Here is a 22817-nt window from a genome sequence, read left to right as displayed (position 1 = left end):
CATGACGTCGAGACTCGCCGCCCTGCTGCCGGACCTCGCGCCCTGGCGCACCTCACGGGACTTCCGCCTCCTGTGGGTGCAGGGCCTGATCACCTACCTGGGCAGCGTGATGGCGCTGATCGCGCTGCCGCTCCAGATCAAGGACCTGACCGGCTCACCGCTGGCCGTGGGCGCGATGGGCGCCGTGGAACTCGTACCGCTGGTGGTTTTCGGACTGTACGGCGGCGCTCTCGCCGACGCGGTCGACCGGCGCAAGGTCATCGTGCTCACCGAGACGGGACTGGGACTGCTCGCGGTCGTCCTGCTGGTCAACGCGACGCTGCCGCAACCCCTGCTGTGGCCGCTGTACGTGGTCGCGGCGGGCGTGGCCGCGCTCGCCGGACTCCAACGTCCCGCCATGGACTCGCTCCTGGCCCGGATCGTCCCGCACGACCAACTCGCCGCGGCGGCAGCGCTGAACGCCCTGCGCTGGCAGATCGGCGCCATCGGCGGACCGGCGGCGGCGGGACTGGTCGTGGCGTACGCGGGCAACGTCCCCGCCTACGCCGCCACCGTGGCCGGCTTCGCCGTGTCGGTCCTGATGTGCCGTCGCCTCTCGGCCGTGCCACCCGTCGAGCACGCGGCGAAACCGTCCTTGCGCGGCATCGTCGAAGGGGCCCGGTACGCCTGGTCCAGGCCCGTACTGCTCGGCACGTACGCCATCGACCTGGCGGCGATGCTCCTCGCGTTCCCCAACACGATTTTCCCCTTCCTCGCCGACGAACTCGACGCCGACTGGTCCCTCGGCCTGATGTACGCGGCGGGCTCCGCCGGCTCCCTCCTCGTCAGCCTGACCAGCGGCTGGGTGTCCCGCACCCGGCGCCACGGGCTGCTGGTCGTCTTCGGCGCGGCGGGCTGGGGCCTGGCCATGGCGGCGGCCGGCTGGACGGCCAACATCTGGCTGGTGCTGGTGTGCCTCGCCCTGGCCGGAGCGGGGGACATGCTGAGCGGGCTGGGCCGCTCGACCATCTGGAACCAGACCATCCCCGACCGGCTCCGCGGCCGGCTCGCCGGCATAGAGGTCCTCTCCTACAGCGTCGGCCCCCAGCTCGGACAGGTCCGCGCCGGAGCGATGGCAGGCTGGACGGGCGCCCGCCCGGCGATCTGGACCGGCGGCCTCGCCTGCGTCGCGACGGTAGGAGTGCTCGCCACCGTCCTGCCCAGGCTCCTCAGCTACGACGCCCACACGGACGAGGACGCTCGCCGCCACGCCGCCGAAGCGGCGGAAGCCGCCGAAGGAGGGGGCACGACAGTACTCCCGTCGGTGTAGGGGGAGTTCAGCGTCGGCTGGGCGGGTCTGCCGGGGCTCACGGCGGTGAACGCGCCCTACGCGCGCGGGCACGTTACCGGCGTCCGCGCGGGTGCTCGGTATTCAGCCGGTGTGTGTCCCAACACGCGTGCCTGGTCCAAGGAGAGGTGGAGGGTTTCGCGCAGGACTCGCGGAACGGGGACCGGGCTGGGCGTGTCGTCAGCAAGGTGAAGTCGGGCCGCCCCGTGCTCTGCCGGCAGGACCTGCCGAATCGCCTCTCGGAGAAGTGCCGTACCGCACCCCCAACGCCGCCCGCGAGGGCCTGGGAGCCCAACCCACCAAGGCCGTCGTCGACATGAGCCGGTTCTGCTTCTCCGGCCAGAACTGACCCGCGGCACCTCCAGGACACCCCGTCCGCCGGAATCGAAGACCCGGCCGTCTTCGAGGAGGCCCCTGGGCACCTCCACCCGCCCCCGCTCCCCTCCAACGCCCCCCAGGTAGGCGCATAGTGGGGGAGTGGCCGTTGGTTGTGCTCCCTTCGGGGCCGGCTGCTTTCGCTGGAGGCGTCCCTTCGGGTTGGGCTCCGTGGTCCCCGGCGGCATGTTCCATGCCGACCACCGGGCCTCGGCCCAGATCTGGAAACGCTCATGGCCACCGAGCCGACGTCCTCGCCGGATGGCGCCTTCAGCGCTCCGGGCGAGAACGGCGACTGGACACTCGTCCTCGGCTTCGACGGCGGCCTCGGGATCGCGGCGCCGTGCGCGCAGACGTTGTCGAAGGGCGGCCGGGTCGTGGCTCACTCGACCAACGGCGGCAAGCCCATCCAGCTCTTCCACTGGTTCGAGGACGGTCAGCTCCGTACGACGTTCGAGGGCGTCTCGTCGCGTGACGGCGACGCCCCCGATGAACTGGTCCCCCTGCTGCGGGAAGTCGGCTTCCCTCTGACCGCCGAGGGAGCGCACGACGAGAACGCCCCCGGCGTACGCGTCACCGAAACCCTCCTCCGGGACGAGACCTACGAGTTGGGACTGGTCCCCGAACAGCCCGCAAACGCGCTGTCGTGATCACCGACAACGAGCCGCCGGCACCCGGGGCTTGCTGATGCGGCAGCGTTGTACGCGGGCCGTGCGGACCGTAGGGCCGGGGCGGACGTCCACACGTCGTCCCGGCCCTGCGGCGTCACACCACGGTGGCGTCGAGGGCAACCGGAATGTTGCCGCGCGTCGCGTTGGAGTACGGACACATCGCGTGGGCTGCCTTGAGCAGTTGGTCCGCCACCGCCTGCTCCACGCCGGACAGTTCGACATGCAGCGCGGCGCTCAGCGCGAATCCGCCCTCCGGCGTGGGGCGCACCCCCACCTCCACGATGACCGCCGAGTCGGCGATCGGAGTCTTCTGCTGCGCCGCCACCGCCTTGAGCGCCGAATGGAAACACGCGGCCCAGCCGGCCGCGAACAGTTGCTCGGGGTTGGTTGCCCCGCCGGGGCCACCCATTTCCTTCGGGATCGCCAGCGCCATGTCGAGCAGCCCGTCGTTGGTCCGGACATGACCCCCTGCCCTGCCGTCGCCGGTGGAGGTGGCAATGCCCGTGTAGATCTCTTTGGTCATCTTCATCCTTTCCGCGTCACCTGAAGACCGCTCGCCACGAGAGGGAGAACGGTCTATCTGTTTGCAGTCTCACCTTCGAGCCGTCCGCTGTCAAGGTAGAACGTTCTCTCTTGACAAGTGACCGCGCCCCTTGCCAAGCTGATGCGACAGAACGTTCGTTCTCTCGGGCCGTCCACCAACCGAAAGGTTCACCATGACCACCCTTGCTGCTCCGTCCGGCGTCGCCGGGACCGCCTCCGCTCTGCGGCGGCTGTACTTCGTCCGGTTCGCGTTCGCCATCGTCTGGGCCCTCGTGATGGTGCCGATGGCCTCGGAGCTGAATCCGGTCGTGGTCACGTTGCTCGTGCTGTATCCGCTGTTCGACGTGGGTGCGGCCGTTTACGACGCGAAGGTTTCCCGCGCCACGGGATCGGCGAAGCTGCTCTATCTGAACGTCGCGGTCAGTCTCGTCACGGCAGTCGGCGTGGGCATCGCCTGTGCGTCCGGCATTCCGGCGGTGCTGCGCGTGTGGGGGGCCTGGGCGATCGTGGCGGGACTCGTCCAACTCATCGTGGCTGTCCCGCGCCGCAAGATGGGTGGCCAGTGGCCGATGATCCTCAGCGGTGGCATCTCGGTCCTGGCCGGTGGGTCGTTCGTCGCCTCGGCAGGCGCGGACAAGCCGAGCCTGACCAGCGCCGTCGGCTACGCCGTTCCTGGCGCCATCTTCTTCCTCATCTCGGCCTTGCGCCTGGGCCGCACTGCCAAGGGGAACTGACGTGGAGGCCAACCCGTACGACGTCGTCGTGATCGGCGCCGGACCGGTCGGGGAGAACGTCGCCGACCGGGTGGTGCGGGGCGGGCTGACCGCCGCGATGGTCGAGCGGGAGCTGGTCGGTGGTGAGTGCTCCTACTGGGCCTGCGTGCCGACCAAAGCGCTCCTGCGGAGTACGGCCGCGCTTCGGGCGGCCCGCCAGGCACCGGGGCGCGTGAGGCGGTGACCGGAGACCTGGACGTCGCGGCCGTGCTGCGCCGCCGCGACTCCTTTGCCTCGGACTGGAAGGACGACGGGCAGGCGTCGGCGGCGTGCTGGCCTCGGAGATGGCGACGGCGTTCGCCGCGCTGGGGTCGTCGGTGACGATGCTGGCCCGTGACGGCGTCCTGCCGATGGCGGAACCGTTCGCCGGTGAACGGGTCACCGCGTCACTGCGGGACGCCGGCGTCTCCGTACTGCTCGGCGCGGAGGCCGGATCCGTCAAGCGCGACGGTGACCGTACGGTGCACATCACGCTCGCGGGCATGGGCGTACAGAACGCCGTTCTGTTCGGGGCCGCGGTCCAGGGCGAACAGGCTTTGCGTACCGCCGTGTTGCGGATGGGCGGAGCCCTCAGGGGCAGCGGGCCGGCCGACCTCGCCGCCGCGATGGCGAGTCTGCTCCCGGCGGTCGACAGCGTCGATCGGCGTCGGAAGCCCCGGCGAGAAGCTCGACCGGCTCGTGACGAGGACGTCCCTGACCGGACCGGTCTGAGGACCCGCGACGGGCGCCGTCGTCCGGGGTGGTCAGGCGGTGCGTGTCTTCAGGATTCCCTCGACGCCGTCGAGGAAGGTTTCGGAGATCAGTTCCGGGTCGAAGAGGCAGCCGGCCGCCATGGCGCCGTCCCGGAGCATGACGAGGTGTCGGCCCGCGGGCTCGGCGGTCGTGGGGTGTGTTGCTGTCAGCAGCTCCGTGACGGTCTCCAGGAACCACTGCCGGTGGGCCAGGACAGCCTGGTGGATCGGGTGACCGGGGTCGGGGTATTCGGCCGCGGCGTTGAGGAAGGCGCAGCCGCGGAATCCGTCGGACCGGATGCCTTCGGCGATGGACGCCGCGACGGCCCGTACCTGGTCGGGCGCCGACGGGCTGCTCGCCCGCGCGGCGGCGACCTGGTCCCGGATGCCCTGGTCGGCCAGACCGAGGTAGCCGAGGACGAGCTCGTCCTTCCCGGCGAAATGCCGGTACAGCGTGGCTCGGGTCACCTGTGCTTCCACGACGATCCGGTCGACGCCGACGGAGTGGATGCCCTCCGCGTAGAAGATCTGGGTGGCCGTGGTGAGCAGCCGCGTCCGTGCCTCCGAGGTGCTGCCGCTCGCTGTACTCCGACTCATAGCCCATAAGCGTAACAAACGGTAGAACGTTCGGTCTCGGCAGCGGGGAAAGGTGGACTCGTGCGGATGTCCGGCGGTGTCATGCTCGGTGGCAGAACGGTGTCACGGATGGCCCTGGGCGCCATGAGGCCGGCAGGTCCGGGCTCGGCGACCGCCCGAGTGGTGAGCCTTGAGGTGGACGGGACGCAACTTCCGACAGCCGGGCACCGGCACATCGCCGGAAGTGATATCACCCCCATCATGACAGGTCAGGGGGTGTTTTCGTAGGACGAACGGCACAGGTGAACAGCCTTGTTGGGCCCCGGCCGGGGCACCCAGAATCTCCGTCATGAATCACTCGGGGAATGTTGATCAGGACGACATCATGCGAGCGCGGAATGTGCTCCTCGCGTCGGGACGCCGCACGCCGCGTGAGGAAGTCGACGCCTACCGGCTGCTTGCCCAGGTCAGCCCCGCCGCGTACCTGCCGCGCCTGGCCAAGGCGCTGCAACGTCTGAGCTACGACACCGGCGCCGGCAAGAATCATCCGGCCTCTCTCGCGCTGCGCGAGGAGGCGGTGGCCGTGGCACGGTCCATCGATCCGGCCGAACCTGCTCGGGCGGATGTTCTGTACGAGGCCCTCAACACGTGCCAGAGAGAGCTGTACAGCCTGGGGCGACGCGCCGAAGGCCTCGCGATGCGTGCCGAGATGCTCGCCATCGGCCGTGCACAAGCCGAACTGTCCGGAGAGCCCGTGGTCAAAGGGCTGCATGAGTGGGCTGCCGGACTCTCCGTGGAAGGCCGGTACACCGAGGCCGCGGATGCCATGACCGAGTTGGCCGCGGCGATCCTGCCCGGTGGGCCCGACAGCGGGGCTCGCGCCTGGTCACTCCTGGACTGGATCGCCGCCCTCCACGACGCGGGCCGGTCCGGCGAAGCACTCGCGGCGTTCGGGACCCTCGTCAGCATGGAAGCGGCCGAAGCCACGAACGACCGCGGCACGATGCCCTGCCGCCTCTACTCGCTCGTCGGGTACGCGCAGATGCTCGACACCCACGGCCGAGGCGAGCAGGCGGCGTTCGTGCGGCAGGAAGCACTCGCCTTGCTGACGGAGTGGGCCGATACCGGTGAGCGGATATTCGGGAGTAACTACGAGACGTCGTTTTGGGCGGTGCTGCTGACCTTCTCCGGCGCCGAAAGCGATCGCCCCGCGCCCGACGCCCCGCTTCCGCCTTCGGGTACGGCGCCCATGCAGTGGTCGCCCGACGCCAAGCGACGCTACTTCGACAGCGTTCCTGGCCTCCGCGAAGAGGTGGACGCGCTTGCTCCGCGAGCAACCGAGGATCCGAACCACCACCTGGCCGAACTGGTCCGCCTGCACCGCGTCCTGACCATCCGCTCCGCCGTCTACTGGCAGAACCGCACCCATCCCTTCACGGAGCGAGTGCGCTCCCTGTTCGACGACGGCGTGGTCCTGGCCCGCCGACTGTCCGAGCACAACCCGGCAGAGGGAACGCGAACCCTGGCCAGGATCCTGATCGACCGATCGACCTTCCACACCGTCGCAGGTGAGTTCAGACCCGCCCTCGATGACTTCCGCCAGGCCCTGAGCTGCCTGGGGGAGGCCAACTGAGTACTCCAACCGGACCTCTTGGCAGTCCCAGCGGACGACGAACTCGTCGGCTCTGAACTGGGCTTGCGATCTTGCATGATGAGCGGCATGAACACAGAAGCCTGTGACCCGGCCGAGTTGGCCGCCCTCCGCGAGATCTTCGCTTCGCGTCCCGAGGCGGTGCCGCCGGTCGGCTCGGAGGCGGTGCGGTCCTTCGAGACGGAACACGGCATCGTGCTCCCGGAGCCGTACCGCACATGCGTGGCGGAGATCTGCGACGGGCTGCGCGCCGGACCGCCCTACTACGGTCTGCTGCCCCTCGCGCAAACGCCCTCGGACTGGGGCTCTCACCGTCCCGAGCGCCTGCTCGCCGAGCCGTTTCCGCTCACGGCGGCATGGCTGTGGGCGGCGGAGGGCGACGAAGCGGCCCTGTCTGAGCGGGAGTTCGAAGACCGGGTGGACTCCGTGTTCGGCCACGGCTCACTGCTGCTGGGCACCGACGGCTGCGGCATGTACTGGCACCTCATCGTCACCGGCCCGCAGCGCGGTCACGTCTGGCTGATCGACGAGAACGGCGCGGTGCCCTTCGGCACCGGGCCGGGCACCTCCCTGATGCCGGGCACGCCCGGTTTCGCGGGGTGGGTGACCCACTGGGCCCAGGGCCGCTCCTGGTTCGCGGATGCCTAGGGCGTTTTCGCGCTGTGCTCCGTGGTGTCAGCGGCGGTCGGAGTCGGACCCACCGTCGCGGTCCCGACGGGGATCCGGTGGGTTTCACCCGCGCTGCCGCGCGGCGGAATTGCCGGGTGGCGTCCGGCATTTTGCCGACGGATTTCCTGGTGCTCGCGCCCGCGGGGGCCGAGAATCGTCGGCGGTGAAGGACGACGGCGAACCGGGGTCGGTACGCGCCCGCACCGGACGGCTGTTGTGCCGCGGGGCGGAACTCGTCGGGGGAACGGGCGCTCCGTACGGCGCTCCGCGGGCAGGCCCGGTGGCGCCGCGCCCGCCGGCGTTTGCGCGCGGCCCCCGGTTTCGGGCACGACGATGCGCCGTCGCTCGACAAGAGGAGGAATGGCATGTTCGCAGTGGAGACGGCGACGACCGACGGTATGCATGAGGTCGTCCGGATCCGGGAGATGGACGGCGAAGACGAATCCGGCAGGGCTGAGGGCGTCCAGCTCAGTGAAGCGGAGCGGGCGGAGATTCACACCGCCGTACGCGCGAACCTCGATCTGCGGGGGCACGAATCAGGCCCGGCGCTGACCGAGGTGATGCTCTCCGAGACGGGGGCAAGCATTCTCGGCTGTCATATCGGACGGCGCTGACCTGCGAATTCGTTGGCTTCGAGGCAACCTCTTGACCATCGGGATTGCCACGGTACCGGATCAGGAATGGGCTCGGGAAACGTAGGCGGCGTCGAAAGAACGACCCCCCACATTTCAGGAGTCCACCATGCAGCGCACCCCGGTCACCCTCCTCGATCGCCTCGCCGTACTCCTCGTCCTCGTGGCCGTCGTGGCGCTCGGTGGAATCGCCTCGTACGGGCCTGACGGCAGTGCCGGCGGCTATACCCAACTGCGGGCGGACGACAAAGTACCCACCGGCGACCCCATCACGGGAGTGGAGTCGGACTGACCGGTTCAGGTGGCCGCCGACGGCGCTCCGCCGGCACCCCTAAGCGTGCGAACACCTTCTCGGCGGCGGCGCGGTGCGCACCGGCGGTGTCGTCGTCGCCGAGCGCACCCGCCGCCGCGGCCATGCCGGCGAGTGCGTACGCCTCCTCCGTGCGGAAGCTGACGGAGGTGGCCGCCTGGTAGGCCTCGCTGTGCTGGCGCATCGCCTCCTCGTGCCGGCCACGGCTGTGGAACAGGCGGCCCAGGATGTTCCGCGCCTTGGCCTGGCGCAGCGGCGACCTGCACTGCTCCACCTGCTCCTGGGCCTGCTCGGTCAGACGGTCCGCCCACGCGGGATCCCCCGAGCAGTAGCCGATCTCGGCCGACAGGGCCATGGCCAGGGCCATCAGGCCGGGTTCGTTGCTGTCCTCGCACAGGCCGCGCGCCTGCGCCAGGCACTCCTCCGCTCCGTCGAGGTCGCGCAGGCCGATCCGGGCGAGAGCCAGATCCGTCTGGATCGACAGCGCACTCTCGTGCCGGCCCAGCCCGTCGAGCAGCGAGACGGCACGCTGCCCCGCCTCGGCCGCTTCCCCGTAGCGGCCCCACTGCTCGTAGAGCGTGCTGAGCGCGGTCAGTGTGTCCGCCTGGGCACGGGGGCTGTCGAGGTGCTGTTCCAGGGCTTCCGCCTGCTGAAGGTGGTCGAGCGCTTCGGGGAACCGTCCCAGTAGGCTCTTGCACAGGCCCAACGTGCCCTGGGCGTGCGCCTCGGTGTGCCGGTCGCCGACCTCCACGGCGAGATCCAGACCCGACGTGGCCGCCTCGATGCCTTCGGCGAAGCGGCCCAGTTTCCAGCACGCGACACCGAGGTTGGCCAGGCTCACACTGAGCAGCCGCGTGTCGTCCAGCTTCCGCGCGCACTGCACCGCGATCCGGGTGAATTCCTCGAACTCGTCGAGCGCGCCGAGTGAGTTGAGGTAGAAGGCGAGGTTCCGGCTCAGGCACACGGCATGCCGGTACTGTCCGACGGAGGCGGCGTAGTGGACCACGTTGGCCAGGGCGGTGTGCTCCCTGGCGAACCACGTCTTCGCACCGTCCGCCCGCACCAGTGCTCCGAGCTGTACGGGCGGCAGATCGAGCCCCGTCGGCCGGTGGCTGCGGCCCGGGTACAGGATGTCGCAGGCAGCCTCGGTGGCGGCCAGGAAGTAGTCCAGCAGCCGCTTCGACGTGGCGTCCCGCTCCTCGGCGGCCACGTCCTCGCACAGACTGCGGGCGTAGCTGCGCACCAGGTCGTGGTAGGTGTACCGGCCGGCCTCCGGCTGCTGCAGGAGGTGCGCGTCGAGCAGGTGCTCCAGTTGGTCCTCGGTCGCCTGCTCGCCCTGAGCCAGCACGGCCGCTGCCGAGTACGCGTCGAAATCGGGACCGGGGTGCAGCGACAGGGTGCGGAAGGTACGGCGGCAGTCCTCGGGCAGCACCTGGTAGGACAGCCGCAGGGTGGGAGCCACCCCGCGGCGTCCGGAGCTGAGCTCGCTGAGCTTGCGGTTCTCGTCGCGGAGCCGCTCGACCAGATAACTCAGCGCCCAAGTACGCCGGTTGCTCAGCCGAGCCGTCGCGATGCGGAGCGCCAGCGGCATGTGGTCGCACAGTTGGGTCAGTTCCCGACTGGCCTCCGGCTCCGCCCCTACCCGCTCCGGACCGAGCAGCCGGGCGACGAACTGCATGCTCTCCCCGGGCTCAAGCACGTCGATGGAGATCCACTCCGCGCCGTCGAGTTCGACCAGGCGCGCACGGCTGGTGACCAGCACCAGACAGCCCGGGGTGGTGGGCAGCAGCCTGCTCACAAGCGCGGTGTCGTTGCCAACGTTGTCGAGAAGCAGCAGGACACGGCGCCGGGCCAGGACCGCGCGCCACAAGAGTTCCTTGTCGACCACATGATCGGGGATGCGATCCTGGGCGACACCGAAGGAGCGCAACAGGATCTCCAGCGCGGTGCTGAGCGTGACCGGCCGCTCGTCCCGCGAGAAGCCCCGCAGGTTCAGATACAACTGGCCGCCCGGGTACTCGTCGGCGAGTTGGTGGGCGGCGTGCACCGCGAGCGATGTCTTGCCGGTGCCGCCCATCCCGTCGATGGCGATGACACGGGAGCACAGGGCGTCCTGGCGTGCGGTCTCAAGCAACTGGCGCAGTTCCTTGGCCCTGCCGACGAAGTCGACGAGGTCGAACGGGAGCGTACGGGGCACGACGGTCACCGCGGGCTCGGACTCCGCCAACGCCCGTTGCTCCGCCTGCGCGTTGCTGTGGGCGGGGGCCTCCACCGGGTCGACATCCGTACGCTCGACCAGGATCTCCTCGTACAGCTTGACCACGTGCGGGTCGGGATCCACGCCGAGTTCCGCGGCCAGCGCCCTGCGCAGCCGCTCGTACTCGGTGAGCGCCTCGGCCCGTCTGCCCGAGTGGAACAGCGCCTGCATCAGCAGGCCGCACAGCTTCTCCCGGAGCGGATGCCGACCGGTGTACTCCCGCAGCTCGCCGATGAGTTCGGCGGACCGCCCGGAGGCCAGCCGTAAGTCGAAGTACCGTTCCACGACCGAGAGATGATGCTCTTCCATCGCCCGTGCGACGGACTCGATGACGCCGTCGCCGATCCCGGAGAGCACCGGGCCGCGGCGCAGCGCGATCGCGGCGCCGAGCAGGTCCGCTGCTTCCTCGTTGCTGCCGCGCCGGGCGAGCGCTTCGCCTTCGCGGACCTTGGCGGTGAACTCGGCCGCGTCCAGCGGCGTTTCCCTGGCGATCGCGTACCCGGGGCCGTCGGTGATCAGTACGCGCGTTCCGTCGGGGATACGACGGCGCAGCTCGCTGATGGCCTTGCGGACCTGGTGCGAGGCGGTAGCCGGAGGGTCCTCCGGCCAGGCGGCGTCCACCAGCCGATCCACCGTCAGCAGCCGCCCCGGTTCCAGCAGGAGCACGGCCAGGATGCGCCTCGGGATGGGGCCGCCGAGATCGAGCCGACGCTCGCCGGCCCAGCCCTCCAGCGGGCCGAGGATGCGGAAGCACAGTGCCGGCGCGGACTCCGGGCCCGCGAGTGCGCCTTCGGGCGTGCCGCCACGTGTGCTCACGAGCACTCTCCCTCCAGCGCACGAGTACGAGGCCCGCTTGCTCCGCCCGAAGCATAGACGCGGTTACTGGTCAGCGGTACACCGCTCAGCGGTACCCCGACGGGAGCGGATCAGGAATGAGCCGTCGAAGAATGCGGCGACTCCCCATCCGAGTGAGCGCCGCTTCGCCGCGGTGTGCTCCGTGCCCCGAGGGTGAACGACATGAAGGAAAATCTGCTGTTGGGCCTGCGGCTCCGGAGCGGTCTGACACAGGAGGAGCTCTCCGATTCCTCCGGGATCAGCGTCAGAACCATCCGCAACTTCGAACGCGGGGTGATCCGGCGTCCGCGCCGCAGCTCGGTGGACATGCTGCTGGACGTGCTGGACCCGAGGCTGAAGGAGAAGTTGCGGTCAGCCGCCGTGGAGGAGCTGGGCACGCCGGTCGGAATGGCCGCAGAGTGGCTGAAAGTGCTCGGTGACGAGCCGGCGGCATGGCGGGGCGGCCGCCCTCCGCGCTCGTCCCTGGTCGGGCGGGACACCCAGGTGGCACTCCTGAGCCGGCTGCTCCTGGAGCAGCAGGTCGTCGTGGTCACCGGCGCGGGCGGTGCGGGCAAGTCCCGGATGGCGCTCGCCGCCGCCGAGGAGGCCGGCGGACGGCTCGGCGAGGGAGTGGCCGTCGTCGAACTGGGACGGATTCCCCAGGAGCGGAGCACGGGTGTCGACGCGGCACTGGAGCGGGCCGACGAGGCCGTCGCCGAGGTGCTCGGGCCGCAGTTCGTCGCGGGCAGCCGACAGCGGCTGGTGCTCGTCCTCGACAATGCCGAGCACCTGCGAAGGACGACCGCCCGGCTGGTCGACCGGCTGCTGGCGCGCTTTCCCGAGGCACACGTACTGGTGACGGCCCGCCGGCCGCCCGACCTGGCCGGCACCACCCTGCACGAAGTGGCGCCGCTCGCCCCGGACGCGGCGGTGAAGCTGCTGGTCAGCCGGGTCGGCAGCGAATGCCAGGACCTGGACCTCTCGGGGAAGGGAGAGCGGCTCGACGCCCTGGTCTCCCTGCTGGACGGCCTGCCGCGGCTCATCGAGTTCGCCGCGCGCAGGCTGCGGATCGTTCCGCTGGACCTGCTGCTGACGGGTGGTCGGACGCTTCGACTGCTCGGCTCGGACGACCCGCGCGTCCTGCCGCACCAGCGCAGCCCCGAGGCCAGCCTCCGGTGGAGCCTCGACCTGCTGGGGGAGCGGCACGAACGCCTGCTCGTGCGGCTGGCCCGCGCTGCTGACGCCGGCCCCGTGGCGGGCGGGGAGGAGGCGGCCCCGGGGAGGATCACCGAACTGGAGGACTTCGGGTTGCTGGCGGACCTGGCCGAGACCTCGCTGCTGCGGGTGGACCGGGGCAGCCGCTACCGGTACCGGATGCTCAGTCATGTACGAGCGCTGCTCGACGAGTCGGAGGCCGTCGCCACCCCCTGACCCTCCGCTTCCCGGTTCGGACCGCGACCTTCCCGGTTCGGACCGCGACCTTCCCCGTCCGGACCGCGACCTTCCCCGTCCGGACCACGGCCTTCCCTGTCGGGACCACGGCCTACTCCGTCCGGACCATGACCTTCTTTACCTGGATCGTGACCTTCCCTGTCGGGACCACGACCAGCTCTGTCCGCATCAGAACGCTCCCTGTCCATCTCCTTCCACTCGGGTCGCAGGACCGGCAGCATGGTCGCGGCGAATGCCAGGATGCCCCCGCCGAGCAGCACCGGCACCAGCCCCACCGAGCCGACCAGCACGCCCGCGAGGGCCGCGCCGGCCGGGATGCCGGCCCACGCGAGTGAGTCACCCGTGGCCACCACCCGGCCCAGCAGCTCGCGGGGGATCCGTTCGAAGATGACCGCGCTCGTGATCGGGTTGAGGAACCCGGCCCCGAACCCGCCGATCGCCACCACAGGGGCCGCCACCCACAAGGGCGCCCCTGTGGCGAGCACGATGAACCGCGGCGCGCCCGCGATCACGAAGCCCACAATGAACACCAGCCGGCGCGGCAGGCGTTGGGCGACCGCGGTCGCGACGAGGCTGCCGCAGACGGCGGACGCGCCCAGGACCGTGCTCAGCACGCCGATCGCCGCAGGACCGCCGTGGCCCGAGCGGGCCCAGACCGGGACGAGCACACTGGTCCAGCCCGCGCTCAGCAGGTTGGTGAACCCGATGACGACGAGCATGGAGAGCACCAGCGGCTCGCCGCGCAGCCACCGGAAACCCTCCGCCATGCTCCGCCAGTAGCCCGCCCGCTCAGGCCCTCGCGCCTCCTGCTCGGCAGCCTCCCTGACGCGCCGGCGCGGCGCCAGCACCGCGATGAGCAGCGAACCCAGGGCGAACGCGCAGGCGGTGACGACGATCCCGGTCATCGGGCCCGCCACCGCGATCAGCGCCCCGCCCAGCCCTGGCCCGACCGTCATCGCGCCGTTCTCGATGACACCGCCCACCCCGGTCGCCCGCTCCATCGCCAGCCCGGACCGCTCGGCCGCCTCGGGGATCATCACATCCTTGGCCAGGTCCCCGGGGCCGCGCGCCGCGCCGATCACCGCGACCAGTCCCAGCAGCAGGCCGAAGTGCAGCATCCCGGCCGCGTGCAGGGCGGCAAGGCTCCCCGCCGACAGCGCGCTGACCACGTCCGTACCCAGCGAGAGCCGCCGGGGGCCGATCCTGTCGACGACCGGCCCGGACAGCGCCTTGACCGCCACGTAGGGCGCCAGCTCGCAGAACGAGACCAGGCCCGTCAGCGCGGCACTCCCGGTGGTCACCAGCACGAACCACGGAAGGGCGACGGCCGAGATCCGGGTCCCGGTATTGGCGACGGCCATCGCCGCCCACACGCCGACGATCGGCCGCCAGCTCCGCACGGCCGGCGCCGGGGCCTGCTCCGGCCGCGCGCTCACACTGCCCGCGGCCGGCACAGCTCGCTCCCGTTCGTCAGGCGCTCGACGGGGTTGCCGAGTGCGACGGTGAGGGTACGCGGGCCGCGGAAGGGCTCACGGCTGTGCGCGGTACGGAGGTTGTCCACCACCAGCACGTCGCCCGCGCGCCAGGGCTCCCGCACGGTGTGTGCCGCGTAGACCTCGTTGATCAGGTCGACGGTCGCCCGGTCCAGCGGCCCGCCGTCCCCGAAGCGGGTGTTGTACGGCAGCCCGTCCTCGCCGAACTCCTCGACCAGGAAGGAGCGCACACCGGGGTCCATCGTCCACTCGTTGAGGAAGGCCAGTTGGTTGAACCACACCGGTACACCGGTGACGGGATGGCGCAGCACCGCGGCCGAGCGCCGTGTTGTCGTCAGGCCGTCGGCGCCCTCCCACCGCCAGTCGATGCCATGGGCCGCGCAGTGCCGCTCCACGGCCGCGCGGTCGTCCGTCCCGAAGGTGTCCCGCCAGCCCATGCCGACCAGGCCGTTGTGGTTGCGGGTCAGCTCCCAGCCGCCGGCCTCGGCCCGTGAGCGCACCTGCGCGGGCAGCGCACGGAGCACGGCGGCGCCGTCGGCGAGGGCGGTGGCGCCTCCCTCGTCGGGCGCCTCAAGGCAGCAGTGGACGAGCCGGCTCGGGAAGGAAGGCGCGTAGCTCAGCTCGTGGTGCATGCACATCGGCTGCTCGGAGGGCCACTCGTTCGGTGACAGCAGGCCGGCGCCCAGCGCCCGGCGTGGCGCGAAGGGCTCGTGATCGCCCGTCAGCTCCTCGATCAGGGCGCTGCTGACGGCGGCGGCCTCGTCGGTGTCGCGTACGGCCAGGCCGCGCACGAGCACGCAGCCGTGCCGCAGGACGGCCGCGTCCAGGGCGCCGCGGTGGAGCGCGACCCAGGCGGCGGGGGAACGGGAACCGGGCCGGGCGGTGACGATCGGCGGGCGTCCCGGCTCGACGCTGAGGTCGAGTTCCGGGGCGGCGTCCCTGACCGGGGCGGCGCTCGGGTGGGCGGGCAACGGCATGGGATACCTCCGGGAGTGGTGGTGGGGGCCGCGGCGGTGCGGCCCTGCCTCAGCCGGCCGGCCAGGCCGCCGGGCGGGGGAGTCGCGCTCGGTCGCGCTTGCCGGTACGCGTACGCGGCAGTTCGTCGATCAGGACGATGAGGTCGGGGACGGCCGCGGCGGGCAGCCGGGATGCCAGGTGGCGGCGGAGGTCCGACGGCGTCGCGGAGCCCGCGACCGCCGCGTAGCCGACCAGTCGCCGCTCGCCCGCCCCGAACGCGTGCGCGGCCACCGCGGCCTCGCGGACGTCGGGACACTTCTCCAGTACGGCCTCGACCTCCTCCAGCTCGACCCGGTTGCCGCGCACCTTGACCTGGTTGTCCCTCCGACCGGCGAAGGCCAGTTCGCCGTCGGGCAGCAGATGGCCGAGATCCCCGGTCCGGTAGAGCGTGCCGCCGGGCCGCCACGGGTCGGGCAGGTAGCCGAGGGCCGTCTCACGGGGCCTGCGGTGGTAGCCCCCGGCGAGGAAGTCGCTGCGCAGATGGATCTCGCCCGTCACGCCGACCGGGCAGGGGCGCAGGTGCCGGTCGAGTACGAGGACGTCCCGCCCGTCGATGGGGCGCCCGATCGGGACCGTGGCCGGGAACTCCTCGCCGGGCGCGAGCGGCCGGTGGGTGGCGAGGATGCACTCGGTGGGCCCGTAGAGGTTGTGCAGCCGGGGCGGGTCCGGCCAGCAGCGGTGCCACTGGTCGACCAGATCGGGCGGGAGGGCCTCGCCTGCGAGCAGGACATGCTCAAGGGCAGTGGCAGTGGCAGTGGCAGTGGCAGCGGTAGCGGCTGTGGCGGTGGCAGGGTGCGGTGACCCGGCCGGCCCTTCGTCCTTCTCGTCGGCGATGGCCTCCAGCATCAGCCGGAGGAAAGCCGGCACCGTCTGGAGCTGGGTGACGCGCTCACGGCGCAGCCACCGCAGCACGGCGCGCGGATCGCGCCGTGCGCCCTCGGGAGGCACGCACAGCGTGGCTCCGGTGGACAGCGCGGCGAACACCTCGGTGTACGCCGCGTCGTAGGTGAAGGGTGCCCACTGGGCGATTCGGCTGCCCGGCCCGATCGCGAACGTCTGCCGCTGCCAGGCGGCGAACTGGCTGAACGAGGCGTGCGGAAGGGCGATGCCCTTCGGGACGCCGGTCGAGCCGGACGTGTGGACCAGGCACAGGGGGGTGTCGGGACGGACGGCGATGTCACCGGGAGGAACATCGGTCCCTGGCGGAACCAGTGGGCCCGGGGCGGCGGACACGACCGGCAGCCCGGCCAACGGGCCGACCAGGCCGCCCGGTTCGCGGGCGCCGCCCCCCGGCTCCGGGGCGGTCAGCAGACACACCGGACGCGCGTCGGCCGTGATCGCCGCGATGCGGTCCGCCGGGTCGGCCGGGTTGAGGCACACGAACGCCGCGCCCGTGCGGGCGACCGCGATCAGCGCCGCGGCCTGGACGGCCCCGGCGGGCAGCCGGAGCGCGACGAACCGGCCGGGGCCCGCACCGGCTCCGCGCAACCGGTGGGCGATGCGGTCGCTCCACTCCGCGAGTTCCCGGTAGGTGGTGTCGTGTTCCTCGTGCCGGACGGCGACGGCGTCGGGACTGCGCTCGGCATGGCGGCGCACGAGTTGATGGATACCGACGATCCCCGGGTCGTCGGCCGAGCGACGGGACGCGACCGGGCGTGCGCTCGGCACACCTGGCGGGTCGATGCCGTCGAGGGGGGCGTACGGGTCGGCGGCGACCGCGCGCAGGACGGTCGTGAGGTGCGCGGCGAACCGGTCGGCGGGTGCGAAGGACAGCCAGGCGGACGGCCAGGACAGGACGGTACGCGGCCCGTCGGCGCTGAGATCGGGCAGGCGGCGCCGGGAGTCCGGTGGAGCCGTTACGAGGGTGGCGGTGACGCCGGGCAGGTCGAGCCGGGGCGGCGCGGGATCCTCGCGGTGGCCGAACAGGGCGTGGCACACGGCCTCGGGCGGCGCTCCCAGGACGCCGGTCAACGCGGCCGCGGGGACGGCCCGATGGGCCCGAGCCGCGGCCAGCGCGTCCTCGACGCGCCGCACCAGCCGGTCGAAGGACGAGCCCTCGGCCGTGCCGAGGTGGACGGCCAGCGGCAGTGTGTGGGGGAGGTGGGCAGGATGATCGGGCCTGCCGGGCGGGCAGTGGGGGTCGGCCGGCACCCCGACGACCAGGTCGTCGCTCGGCAGGTAGCGGCCGAGCACGGCGGCGAAGGTGGCGATCAGGACGGCTTCGGGCGTCGTACCCAGCGCGTCTGCCGCCCGGGTCGGCGCGTCGTCGGAGGCGAGGTACGCGGTGCCCGGCGGTCCTGCGCCTTCTCCGTCCGATCGCTGTGCTGCCGCCGGCAGGCCCGCGATGTCGGGGAGGCCCGCTCCGGCCCGGGTCCAGTGGGCCAGGTCGGCGGGCGACGCCTCGGTGAGGTGCGGGGGCCCGGTCCGCCCGCCGTCGGAGCCCGGGGTTGCCGCCGGGGCCCCTGCCACCCGGCGCGCGTAGCGTGCGCCGAGTGCGGCCAGAGCGTTCGGCAGGTTCCAGGCGACGAGCCCGACGGCGTGGGCGGGAAGTGTCAACTGCCATGACGAGTAGCCGAGTCGGAGCAGATGGGCGGCTCCGCCTGCGCCCTGTGCGGCCACGAGATCGGCGGCGACCCGCCGCTGCCGCCCTGCGTCGAGCCGCGAGAGGTCCAGGGTCCGCAGTGCCGGGCTGAGGCGGCAGGACGGGGGGCCCTCGGTGAGGGCCGCCTCCAGCGCGCCGACGTCCAGCGCGCCCGCCAGCCGGGCCGTGACGACCGGCATGCCGCTCGGCTCTTCCCCCGGCCCTTCCCGCGCGGGTGCGGCGCTCACCGGCCGTGCTCCGCGCCCCGGGCAGCGAGCACGTGCCCGGCCGTGCCGCCCGGGTCCGCCGTGCCGCCCGGGTCCGCCGAGCCCGCCGCCATGACCGTGGCGGCGAGCCCCGCGACCGTCGGCGCCGACAGGAACACCCGCAGCGGGATCTCCACCCCGTGCCGGGTACGGAGGCGGTCCAGCAGGCGGGCGGTGGCCAGGGAGTCGCCGCCGAGGACGACGAAGTCGTCGTCGCGGCCGATCGAGGCCAGGCCCAGCAACTCGGCCCAGATCGCGGCGATGTCGCGCTCAACGTCGTTCTGCGGTTCGCTCCCGCGCGAGGTCTCGGCGGCGCTCGTCGGTCGCGGCAGCCGGCGCCGGTCCGCCTTGCCGTTGAGGGTCCTGGGGATCTCCGCCATCCGCACGAACACCGTGGGCACGGCGGCGGCTGCCAGGTAGTGCTGGGCATGGGCCCGCAGCCCCGCCTCCTGCGCGGTGCCGACGTGGTAGGCGGCCAGCACCGTTCCGGGCCCGTTCGCCACGGCGGCGACGGCGACGTCCCGTACCCCCTGGTGGAGCCGCAGCACGCCCTCGACCTCGTTGAGTTCGACGCGGACGCCGTTGACCTTCACCAGGCTGTCGCGCCGCCCCAGGACCTCCAGTTCGCCGTCCGGCCGTATCCGGCCCAGGTCGCCTGTCTTGAAGCGGTGGCCACCGGGGTCGAAGCCGCCCTGTTCCCCGCCGAGATAGCCGGGCAGCGGGAAGGGGACCTCGATCTCGACCTCCCCGATGCCGCCCTCCGCCCCCGGCGAGCCGGGCTCGGGCCGGCCGAGGACGCGGAAGGACACGCCGGGGAGCGGCCGCCCGACCGGGACGGGCCTGGCGCTCGCGTCGTCCTCGGTGGTGCGGCGGAAGAACTTGGTCATGGTGGTCTCGGACGGACCGTAGAGGTTCACCAGGTCGGCCCGGTCGCCGAACAGCCCGCGCCACCACGCCACATCGGAGGCGTGCAGGGGCTCGCCCGCCAGCAGGGCGGCCCGCAGCCCGGACAGCCGGTCCGGGTCGACCCGCGCGGAGCCGAGCGTGCGGAACACCGTCGGGACGCAGTGCAGGATCTCGACGCGGGCGGTCTCCAGCCAGCGGGTCAGGCCGTCGCCGACCAAGGGCGGCGAGGTGGGAGCGGCGCAGACGACGCCGCCCGCGCACAGCGGCACGAAGGCGTCCCGCAGGAAGGCGTCGAAGCCGGGCGAGGTGAGCTGGGAGACCCGGGTGCCGGTGGTGGCACCGAACTCGGCGATCTCCCAGGCGACGAAGTGGTGTACGGCGCGCAGGCTGCCGCGGATGCCCTTGGGACGGCCGGTCGTACCGGAAGTGAAGTACACGTAACCGCCGTCGGCGACACCGGAGTTGATCCAGTCGTCGGCCGACCACCGCCCTGACGCCACCTCGTCCGGACGCAGGATCTCAAGTGCGCCCCCGGGCGCCGCCGCAGCGAGCCGGGCCGCGGACTCCTCGTCGGCCACGGCGGTGCCGGGGCGGAGGGTGTCGAGTATCGCGTCGAGTACGCCCGCGGGGGTGTCGGCCGAAATCGGGGCGAACGTCCGCCCGGCCGCCATGCATCCGAGCATGGTGGCGATCACCTCGGCGGGGTCGGCGGACATCAGGAGCACCGGCGACGCCTCGGCGCGCCGGCCGCCCAGCCGTGCCTGGTAGCCGGCGACCCGTCCGGCCAACTCGGCGTAGCTGATCTCACGGTCCGCCGTGGCGATCGCGCACGCGGGGCCGAGCCGGGCGAGCCGGTGCGCCCACGTGCTCAGGATGGTCGACTCGGTCATAGCACTCCGTCCCTGATCTGTCGGGCCACAAGGGCCATGGGGTCGATGCTGGGCAGGACCGCCGACCGTCCGGCCGCCTCGATCGCCCGTGTCACCAGGTGCAGTTCCGTACAGCCCGCGATGAACGAGGTGACCCCGTACCGAGGCAGCACCCGCTCGACGAAGCGGACGGCGCTGCTCGCGTCGCCGTCGCGCTTGAGCTGGTAGAGGCGCCGGTGCAGCCGGGCCTGGTCGGCCTCGTCGGGCAGCACCACCCGCCCGCTCAGCTCCGCCCAGCGCTCGTGCCCGGTGAAGACCCCGCTGCTGCGGCTGCCGTCGGTGCACAGCAGCAGATGCCGCTCCGGGCGCAGCGCCAGCTCGTCGAAGACGAGATCGACCAGGGACACACAGCGGGACTTCATCGTCGCAGGCAGCAGTCGTACGGCGTGATGCGCGGTGACGCAGGCGACGACCACCCGGTAGGCGCCGGCCGCGAGCAGTTGGCCGACGGAGCGCTCCAGCGAGTCCGCCACCGCGCGCAGCCTGCCGGCGCTGATGGCCTCGGTACGGTCGTCCACGGCCGGATCGGACCACAGCAGGACGCGCGGGGCGCGCTGCTCGACGGCGGGTGGATCCAACCGGTAGATGGTGCTGAGCAGTTCGGCCGAGGCCAGCGGGCCCATCCCGCCGACCACACCGATCAGCGGGAGTCCGGCCCCCGCCTCGGGGTCGTGCGGCTCGGTCCGTGGCAGCAGGCGAGGCCCTGCGTCCGCGTGATGCGTCATCCCAGGCACGGCAGTTCGAACTCCTCCACGAAGAGGGCGAATGTGGCGGCGACCATCAAGTAGTCGGTGTCCAGGTGCGGGTGGACCTGGTGGGCGCCCGACCGTTGGCGCTGGACGAGGGAGGCGATCGTGCCCGGGTCGAAGTAGCCCTGGCGGCGGACCGTCGCGGGGGACAGCAGCTCGGCGAACCATTCGGAGCCGAGCAGATCGGTACTGGTGTGCCCGCGGAAACCGAACTTCTGACGGCGCAGCACCTCGGGGGGCACAAGACCGTCGGAGGCGCGGTGCAGCACCGCCTTCTCCTGCCCGTCGCGCACCATCAGCGACGGCGGGATCCGGGTGGCGTACTCCACGACGTCCCGGGCGAGGAAGGGAAAGCGCATCTCGACGGCGTTGGCCAGGGCCATGCGGTCGCCGTGGTCGCCGAGCAGATGGTCCGAGAGGCGGAGCCGGAAGTCCAGGTACGAGCGCTGGTGCAGCGGGTGGCGGCCGGTCAGCCGAGCGGGGTCGACGAGGCGCTCGGTGGTCACGGCGAAGGTGTCGAGGCCGGCCGCCAGGTCGGGGCTGTAGATCGGCCGGCGGCGCTCCAGCGCCGCGGCCTGATCCTGCTCGTAGCGCAGATCCAGGCCGAACATGTGCCGGTTGGCCTCACCCTCCAACTGCTCTTCCAGCAGGTCGCGCTGGGCAGCAGGGCCGGGCGTGCCGCCGGGGCCGCCCGCATCGAAGCGGTAGCCGGGGTAGCCGCCGAACAGCTCGTCGGCGCCCTCGCCGCTGAGGACGGCCCGGGTCCCGCTCGCGCGGGCCCGCCGCGACAGCAGGTAGGAACACACGTTGTAGGACTCGCGTACGGGGCACTCGGCGTGCCTGACCATGGAGCGCAGGACGTCCACAGCGGCCTGCTCGTCCAGGTGCACCTCGTGGTGGCGGGTGCCCAGCTTTTCCGCGACAAGACGCTGGTGCTCCGCCTCGTCGTACGACCCGCCGGGGAACGAGACGGAATAGCTGGGCCAGGCGTGCTCGGGGCGGGCCGCGGCCATCAGCCCGCCGATCAGACTGGAGTCGAGACCCCCGCTGAGGTAGAAGCCGACCGGGACGTCCGAGACCAGCCGCGATTCGACCGACTGCTCCAGCAGTTCGCGTACGCGTCCTGCGTGGTGGTCGAGTTCGGCGTCGGCATCGGACCACGGGCCGTCGAGATCGGCCGCCTGCGGGTAGTCGAGTTCCCAGTACAACTCCTTGCGGAGTACGCCGCGTTCGGCGGTGATCAGCTCGCCGGGTCGGACGGAAGCGACGCCCTCGAACATGGTCCGCGGGCTGACCAGACCAGGCAGCGACAGCACTTGGTCGAGGCCGCGCAGGTCCACCCCGCGCGGTACCCGCGGGTGCCGCAGCAGGCTCTTGACCTCCGAGGCGAACACCAGCTCCTCGCCGACGCGGGTGTAGAACAGCGGGATGACCCCGCAGCGGTCGCGGCACAGCAGCAACCGCCGATTGCGCCGGTCGTAGAGCGCGAACGCGAACTGCCCGTCCAAGTGCTCGGTCAGGCCAGGTCCGTACTCCTCGTAGAGGTGCACCAGCACCTCCGTGTCGGAGTGGGACCGGAAGCGGTGGCCCTTGCGCTGCAAACGGTCGCGCAGCTCGCGGTGGTTGAAGATCTCACCGTTGCACACCGAGACCACCGAGCCGTCCGTGGTGGCGTGCGGCTGACCGCCGCCCTCCAGGTCGATCAGCGCGAGCCGCCGGAAACCCAGGGCCACGGGCCCGTCCGCGAACGATCCGCCGGAGTCGGGGCCGCGGTGGGCCAGCTCGGCCGCCATCGCGGCGACATCCTCGGGGCGCGGGGAGGCTCCGTCGAGCCCGAATACACCTGCTATTCCGCACATGTGAAAGGTCCTCGCCTTAATTGCCGTGTTCCGGCCGGCTGATTCGTTCGGCATTCTTCACGTGTCGGTAATGATCTGCGGCAAGCGTAGGAGCGACCGGCTCGAAAGGTCAATGAAGAAAGGGCTGTTCGAAAGTGCAGTCTTTGCCCTGTACGGAAGTCGTGGGCCGATGTTGTTCCTGCGGCGGGGGGAAAATCCCGGCCGGCGGCCTAGGGT

17 protein-coding genes and 1 pseudogene are annotated in these 22817 nt (G+C 71.9%); 9 read left to right on the top strand and 9 right to left on the bottom strand.

Annotation, left to right across the window (positions count from 1 at the left end; all coding sequences use genetic code 11):
- Window position 1: 1 nt before the first annotated feature.
- Both ACZ63I_RS05605 and ACZ63I_RS05600 read left to right on the top strand, forming a co-directional pair.
- Window positions 2-1309, top strand: a complete 1308-nt coding sequence (locus ACZ63I_RS05605) for an MFS transporter (protein ID WP_469335678.1) — start codon at window positions 2-4, stop codon at window positions 1307-1309.
- Between the two features lie 626 nt (window positions 1310-1935).
- Window positions 1936-2352 (top strand): DUF6461 domain-containing protein, encoded by a 417-nt coding sequence (locus ACZ63I_RS05600; protein ID WP_469335676.1) that lies wholly within the window; start codon window positions 1936-1938, stop codon window positions 2350-2352.
- 115 nt (window positions 2353-2467) lie between these two features.
- Here the strand turns inward: ACZ63I_RS05600 and ACZ63I_RS05595 are convergent, their stop codons facing one another.
- Window positions 2468-2896: an organic hydroperoxide resistance protein gene (locus ACZ63I_RS05595; RefSeq protein WP_469335674.1), complete on the bottom strand. Its 429-nt coding sequence runs from the start codon at window positions 2894-2896 to the stop codon at window positions 2468-2470.
- Between the two features lie 193 nt (window positions 2897-3089).
- Between ACZ63I_RS05595 and ACZ63I_RS05590 the strand changes: the two genes are divergently transcribed.
- Window positions 3090-3650, top strand: a complete 561-nt coding sequence (locus ACZ63I_RS05590) for a hypothetical protein (protein WP_469335672.1) — start codon at window positions 3090-3092, stop codon at window positions 3648-3650.
- Between the two features lies 1 nt (window position 3651).
- A pseudogene (locus ACZ63I_RS05585) lies at window positions 3652-4165 on the top strand (FAD-dependent oxidoreductase); the annotation flags it as partial.
- 267 nt (window positions 4166-4432) lie between these two features.
- On the opposite strand, the gene ACZ63I_RS05580 reads toward ACZ63I_RS05585, so the two are convergent.
- On the bottom strand, window positions 4433-5017 hold the full coding sequence (locus ACZ63I_RS05580) for a TetR/AcrR family transcriptional regulator (RefSeq protein ID WP_469335670.1): 585 nt from the start codon (window positions 5015-5017) through the stop codon (window positions 4433-4435).
- A 328-nt stretch (window positions 5018-5345) separates the two neighbouring features.
- On the opposite strand from ACZ63I_RS05580, the gene ACZ63I_RS05575 reads away from it, so the two are divergent.
- The 4 genes from ACZ63I_RS05575 (at window position 5346) to ACZ63I_RS05560 (ending at window position 8240) form a co-directional block, all read left to right on the top strand.
- Entirely contained in the window at window positions 5346-6629 is a 1284-nt protein-coding gene (locus tag ACZ63I_RS05575) for a hypothetical protein (protein WP_469335669.1), read from the top strand.
- A gap of 75 nt (window positions 6630-6704) precedes the next feature.
- Window positions 6705-7295: an SMI1/KNR4 family protein gene (locus ACZ63I_RS05570; protein ID WP_469335668.1), complete on the top strand. Its 591-nt coding sequence runs from the start codon at window positions 6705-6707 to the stop codon at window positions 7293-7295.
- Window positions 7296-7681: 386 nt separating this feature from the next.
- Window positions 7682-7930, top strand: a complete 249-nt coding sequence (locus tag ACZ63I_RS05565; RefSeq protein WP_469335666.1) for a hypothetical protein — start codon at window positions 7682-7684, stop codon at window positions 7928-7930.
- Between the two features lie 127 nt (window positions 7931-8057).
- Window positions 8058-8240, top strand: coding sequence for a hypothetical protein (locus ACZ63I_RS05560; RefSeq protein WP_469335664.1), 183 nt, complete (start codon window positions 8058-8060; stop codon window positions 8238-8240).
- On the opposite strand, the gene ACZ63I_RS05555 is transcribed toward ACZ63I_RS05560, so the two are convergent.
- Window positions 8218-11331, bottom strand: a complete 3114-nt coding sequence (locus ACZ63I_RS05555) for an AfsR/SARP family transcriptional regulator (protein ID WP_469335662.1) — start codon at window positions 11329-11331, stop codon at window positions 8218-8220. The two genes, ACZ63I_RS05560 and ACZ63I_RS05555, sit on opposite strands and share 23 nt — an antisense overlap.
- 201 nt (window positions 11332-11532) lie before the next feature.
- Here ACZ63I_RS05555 and ACZ63I_RS05550 point away from each other — a divergent pair, with 201 nt between their 5' ends.
- Window positions 11533-12780 (top strand): helix-turn-helix domain-containing protein, encoded by a 1248-nt coding sequence (locus ACZ63I_RS05550; protein WP_469335660.1) that lies wholly within the window; start codon window positions 11533-11535, stop codon window positions 12778-12780.
- On the opposite strand, the gene ACZ63I_RS05545 is transcribed toward ACZ63I_RS05550, so the two are convergent.
- The 6 genes from ACZ63I_RS05545 to asnB form a co-directional block, all read right to left on the bottom strand.
- Window positions 12732-14162 (bottom strand): MFS transporter, encoded by a 1431-nt coding sequence (locus ACZ63I_RS05545; RefSeq protein WP_469337002.1) that lies wholly within the window; start codon window positions 14160-14162, stop codon window positions 12732-12734. The two genes, ACZ63I_RS05550 and ACZ63I_RS05545, sit on opposite strands and share 49 nt — an antisense overlap.
- A gap of 71 nt (window positions 14163-14233) precedes the next feature.
- On the bottom strand, window positions 14234-15271 hold the full coding sequence (locus ACZ63I_RS05540) for a TauD/TfdA family dioxygenase (RefSeq protein ID WP_469335658.1): 1038 nt from the start codon (window positions 15269-15271) through the stop codon (window positions 14234-14236).
- Window positions 15272-15320: 49 nt separating this feature from the next.
- The gene (locus ACZ63I_RS05535) at window positions 15321-18140 is read right to left on the bottom strand and encodes an amino acid adenylation domain-containing protein (protein WP_469335656.1); all 2820 of its coding nucleotides are present in this window, start codon (window positions 18138-18140) and stop codon (window positions 15321-15323) included.
- Window positions 18137-19954 (bottom strand): non-ribosomal peptide synthetase, encoded by a 1818-nt coding sequence (locus tag ACZ63I_RS05530; RefSeq protein WP_469335654.1) that lies wholly within the window; start codon window positions 19952-19954, stop codon window positions 18137-18139. The genes ACZ63I_RS05535 and ACZ63I_RS05530 overlap by 4 nt, the downstream gene beginning before the upstream one ends.
- On the bottom strand, window positions 19951-20718 hold the full coding sequence (locus ACZ63I_RS05525) for an aspartate/glutamate racemase family protein (protein ID WP_469335653.1): 768 nt from the start codon (window positions 20716-20718) through the stop codon (window positions 19951-19953). Before ACZ63I_RS05525 ends, ACZ63I_RS05530 begins: the two co-directional genes overlap by 4 nt.
- A complete protein-coding gene (gene asnB / locus ACZ63I_RS05520; RefSeq protein ID WP_469335652.1) occupies window positions 20715-22601 on the bottom strand; it encodes an asparagine synthase (glutamine-hydrolyzing) in 1887 nt (628 codons plus the stop codon). The genes ACZ63I_RS05525 and asnB overlap by 4 nt, the downstream gene beginning before the upstream one ends.
- Window positions 22602-22817 lie beyond the last annotated feature (216 nt).

Source organism: Streptomyces sp. NPDC087906 (assembly GCF_055584925.1).
The sequence above is the reverse complement of the archived record's forward strand: the minus strand, read 5'-3'. Positions and strand labels throughout refer to the sequence as shown.

Coding starts and splice junctions, on each gene's coding strand:
- asnB (WP_469335652.1), bottom strand. CDS start 22,601: ATGTGCGGAATAGCAGGTGTATTCGGGCTCGACGGAGCCTCCCCGCGC.
- ACZ63I_RS05600 (WP_469335676.1), top strand. CDS start 1,936: ATGGCCACCGAGCCGACGTCCTCGCCGGATGGCGCCTTCAGCGCTCCG.
- ACZ63I_RS05595 (WP_469335674.1), bottom strand. CDS start 2,896: ATGACCAAAGAGATCTACACGGGCATTGCCACCTCCACCGGCGACGGC.
- ACZ63I_RS05575 (WP_469335669.1), top strand. CDS start 5,346: ATGAATCACTCGGGGAATGTTGATCAGGACGACATCATGCGAGCGCGG.
- ACZ63I_RS05550 (WP_469335660.1), top strand. CDS start 11,533: ATGAAGGAAAATCTGCTGTTGGGCCTGCGGCTCCGGAGCGGTCTGACA.
- ACZ63I_RS05545 (WP_469337002.1), bottom strand. CDS start 14,162: ATGGCCGTCGCCAATACCGGGACCCGGATCTCGGCCGTCGCCCTTCCG.
- ACZ63I_RS05560 (WP_469335664.1), top strand. CDS start 8,058: ATGCAGCGCACCCCGGTCACCCTCCTCGATCGCCTCGCCGTACTCCTC.
- ACZ63I_RS05540 (WP_469335658.1), bottom strand. CDS start 15,271: ATGCCGTTGCCCGCCCACCCGAGCGCCGCCCCGGTCAGGGACGCCGCC.
- ACZ63I_RS05605 (WP_469335678.1), top strand. CDS start 2: ATGACGTCGAGACTCGCCGCCCTGCTGCCGGACCTCGCGCCCTGGCGC.
- ACZ63I_RS05565 (WP_469335666.1), top strand. CDS start 7,682: ATGTTCGCAGTGGAGACGGCGACGACCGACGGTATGCATGAGGTCGTC.
- ACZ63I_RS05570 (WP_469335668.1), top strand. CDS start 6,705: ATGATGAGCGGCATGAACACAGAAGCCTGTGACCCGGCCGAGTTGGCC.
- ACZ63I_RS05580 (WP_469335670.1), bottom strand. CDS start 5,017: ATGAGTCGGAGTACAGCGAGCGGCAGCACCTCGGAGGCACGGACGCGG.
- ACZ63I_RS05525 (WP_469335653.1), bottom strand. CDS start 20,718: ATGACGCATCACGCGGACGCAGGGCCTCGCCTGCTGCCACGGACCGAG.
- ACZ63I_RS05530 (WP_469335654.1), bottom strand. CDS start 19,954: ATGACCGAGTCGACCATCCTGAGCACGTGGGCGCACCGGCTCGCCCGG.
- ACZ63I_RS05590 (WP_469335672.1), top strand. CDS start 3,090: ATGACCACCCTTGCTGCTCCGTCCGGCGTCGCCGGGACCGCCTCCGCT.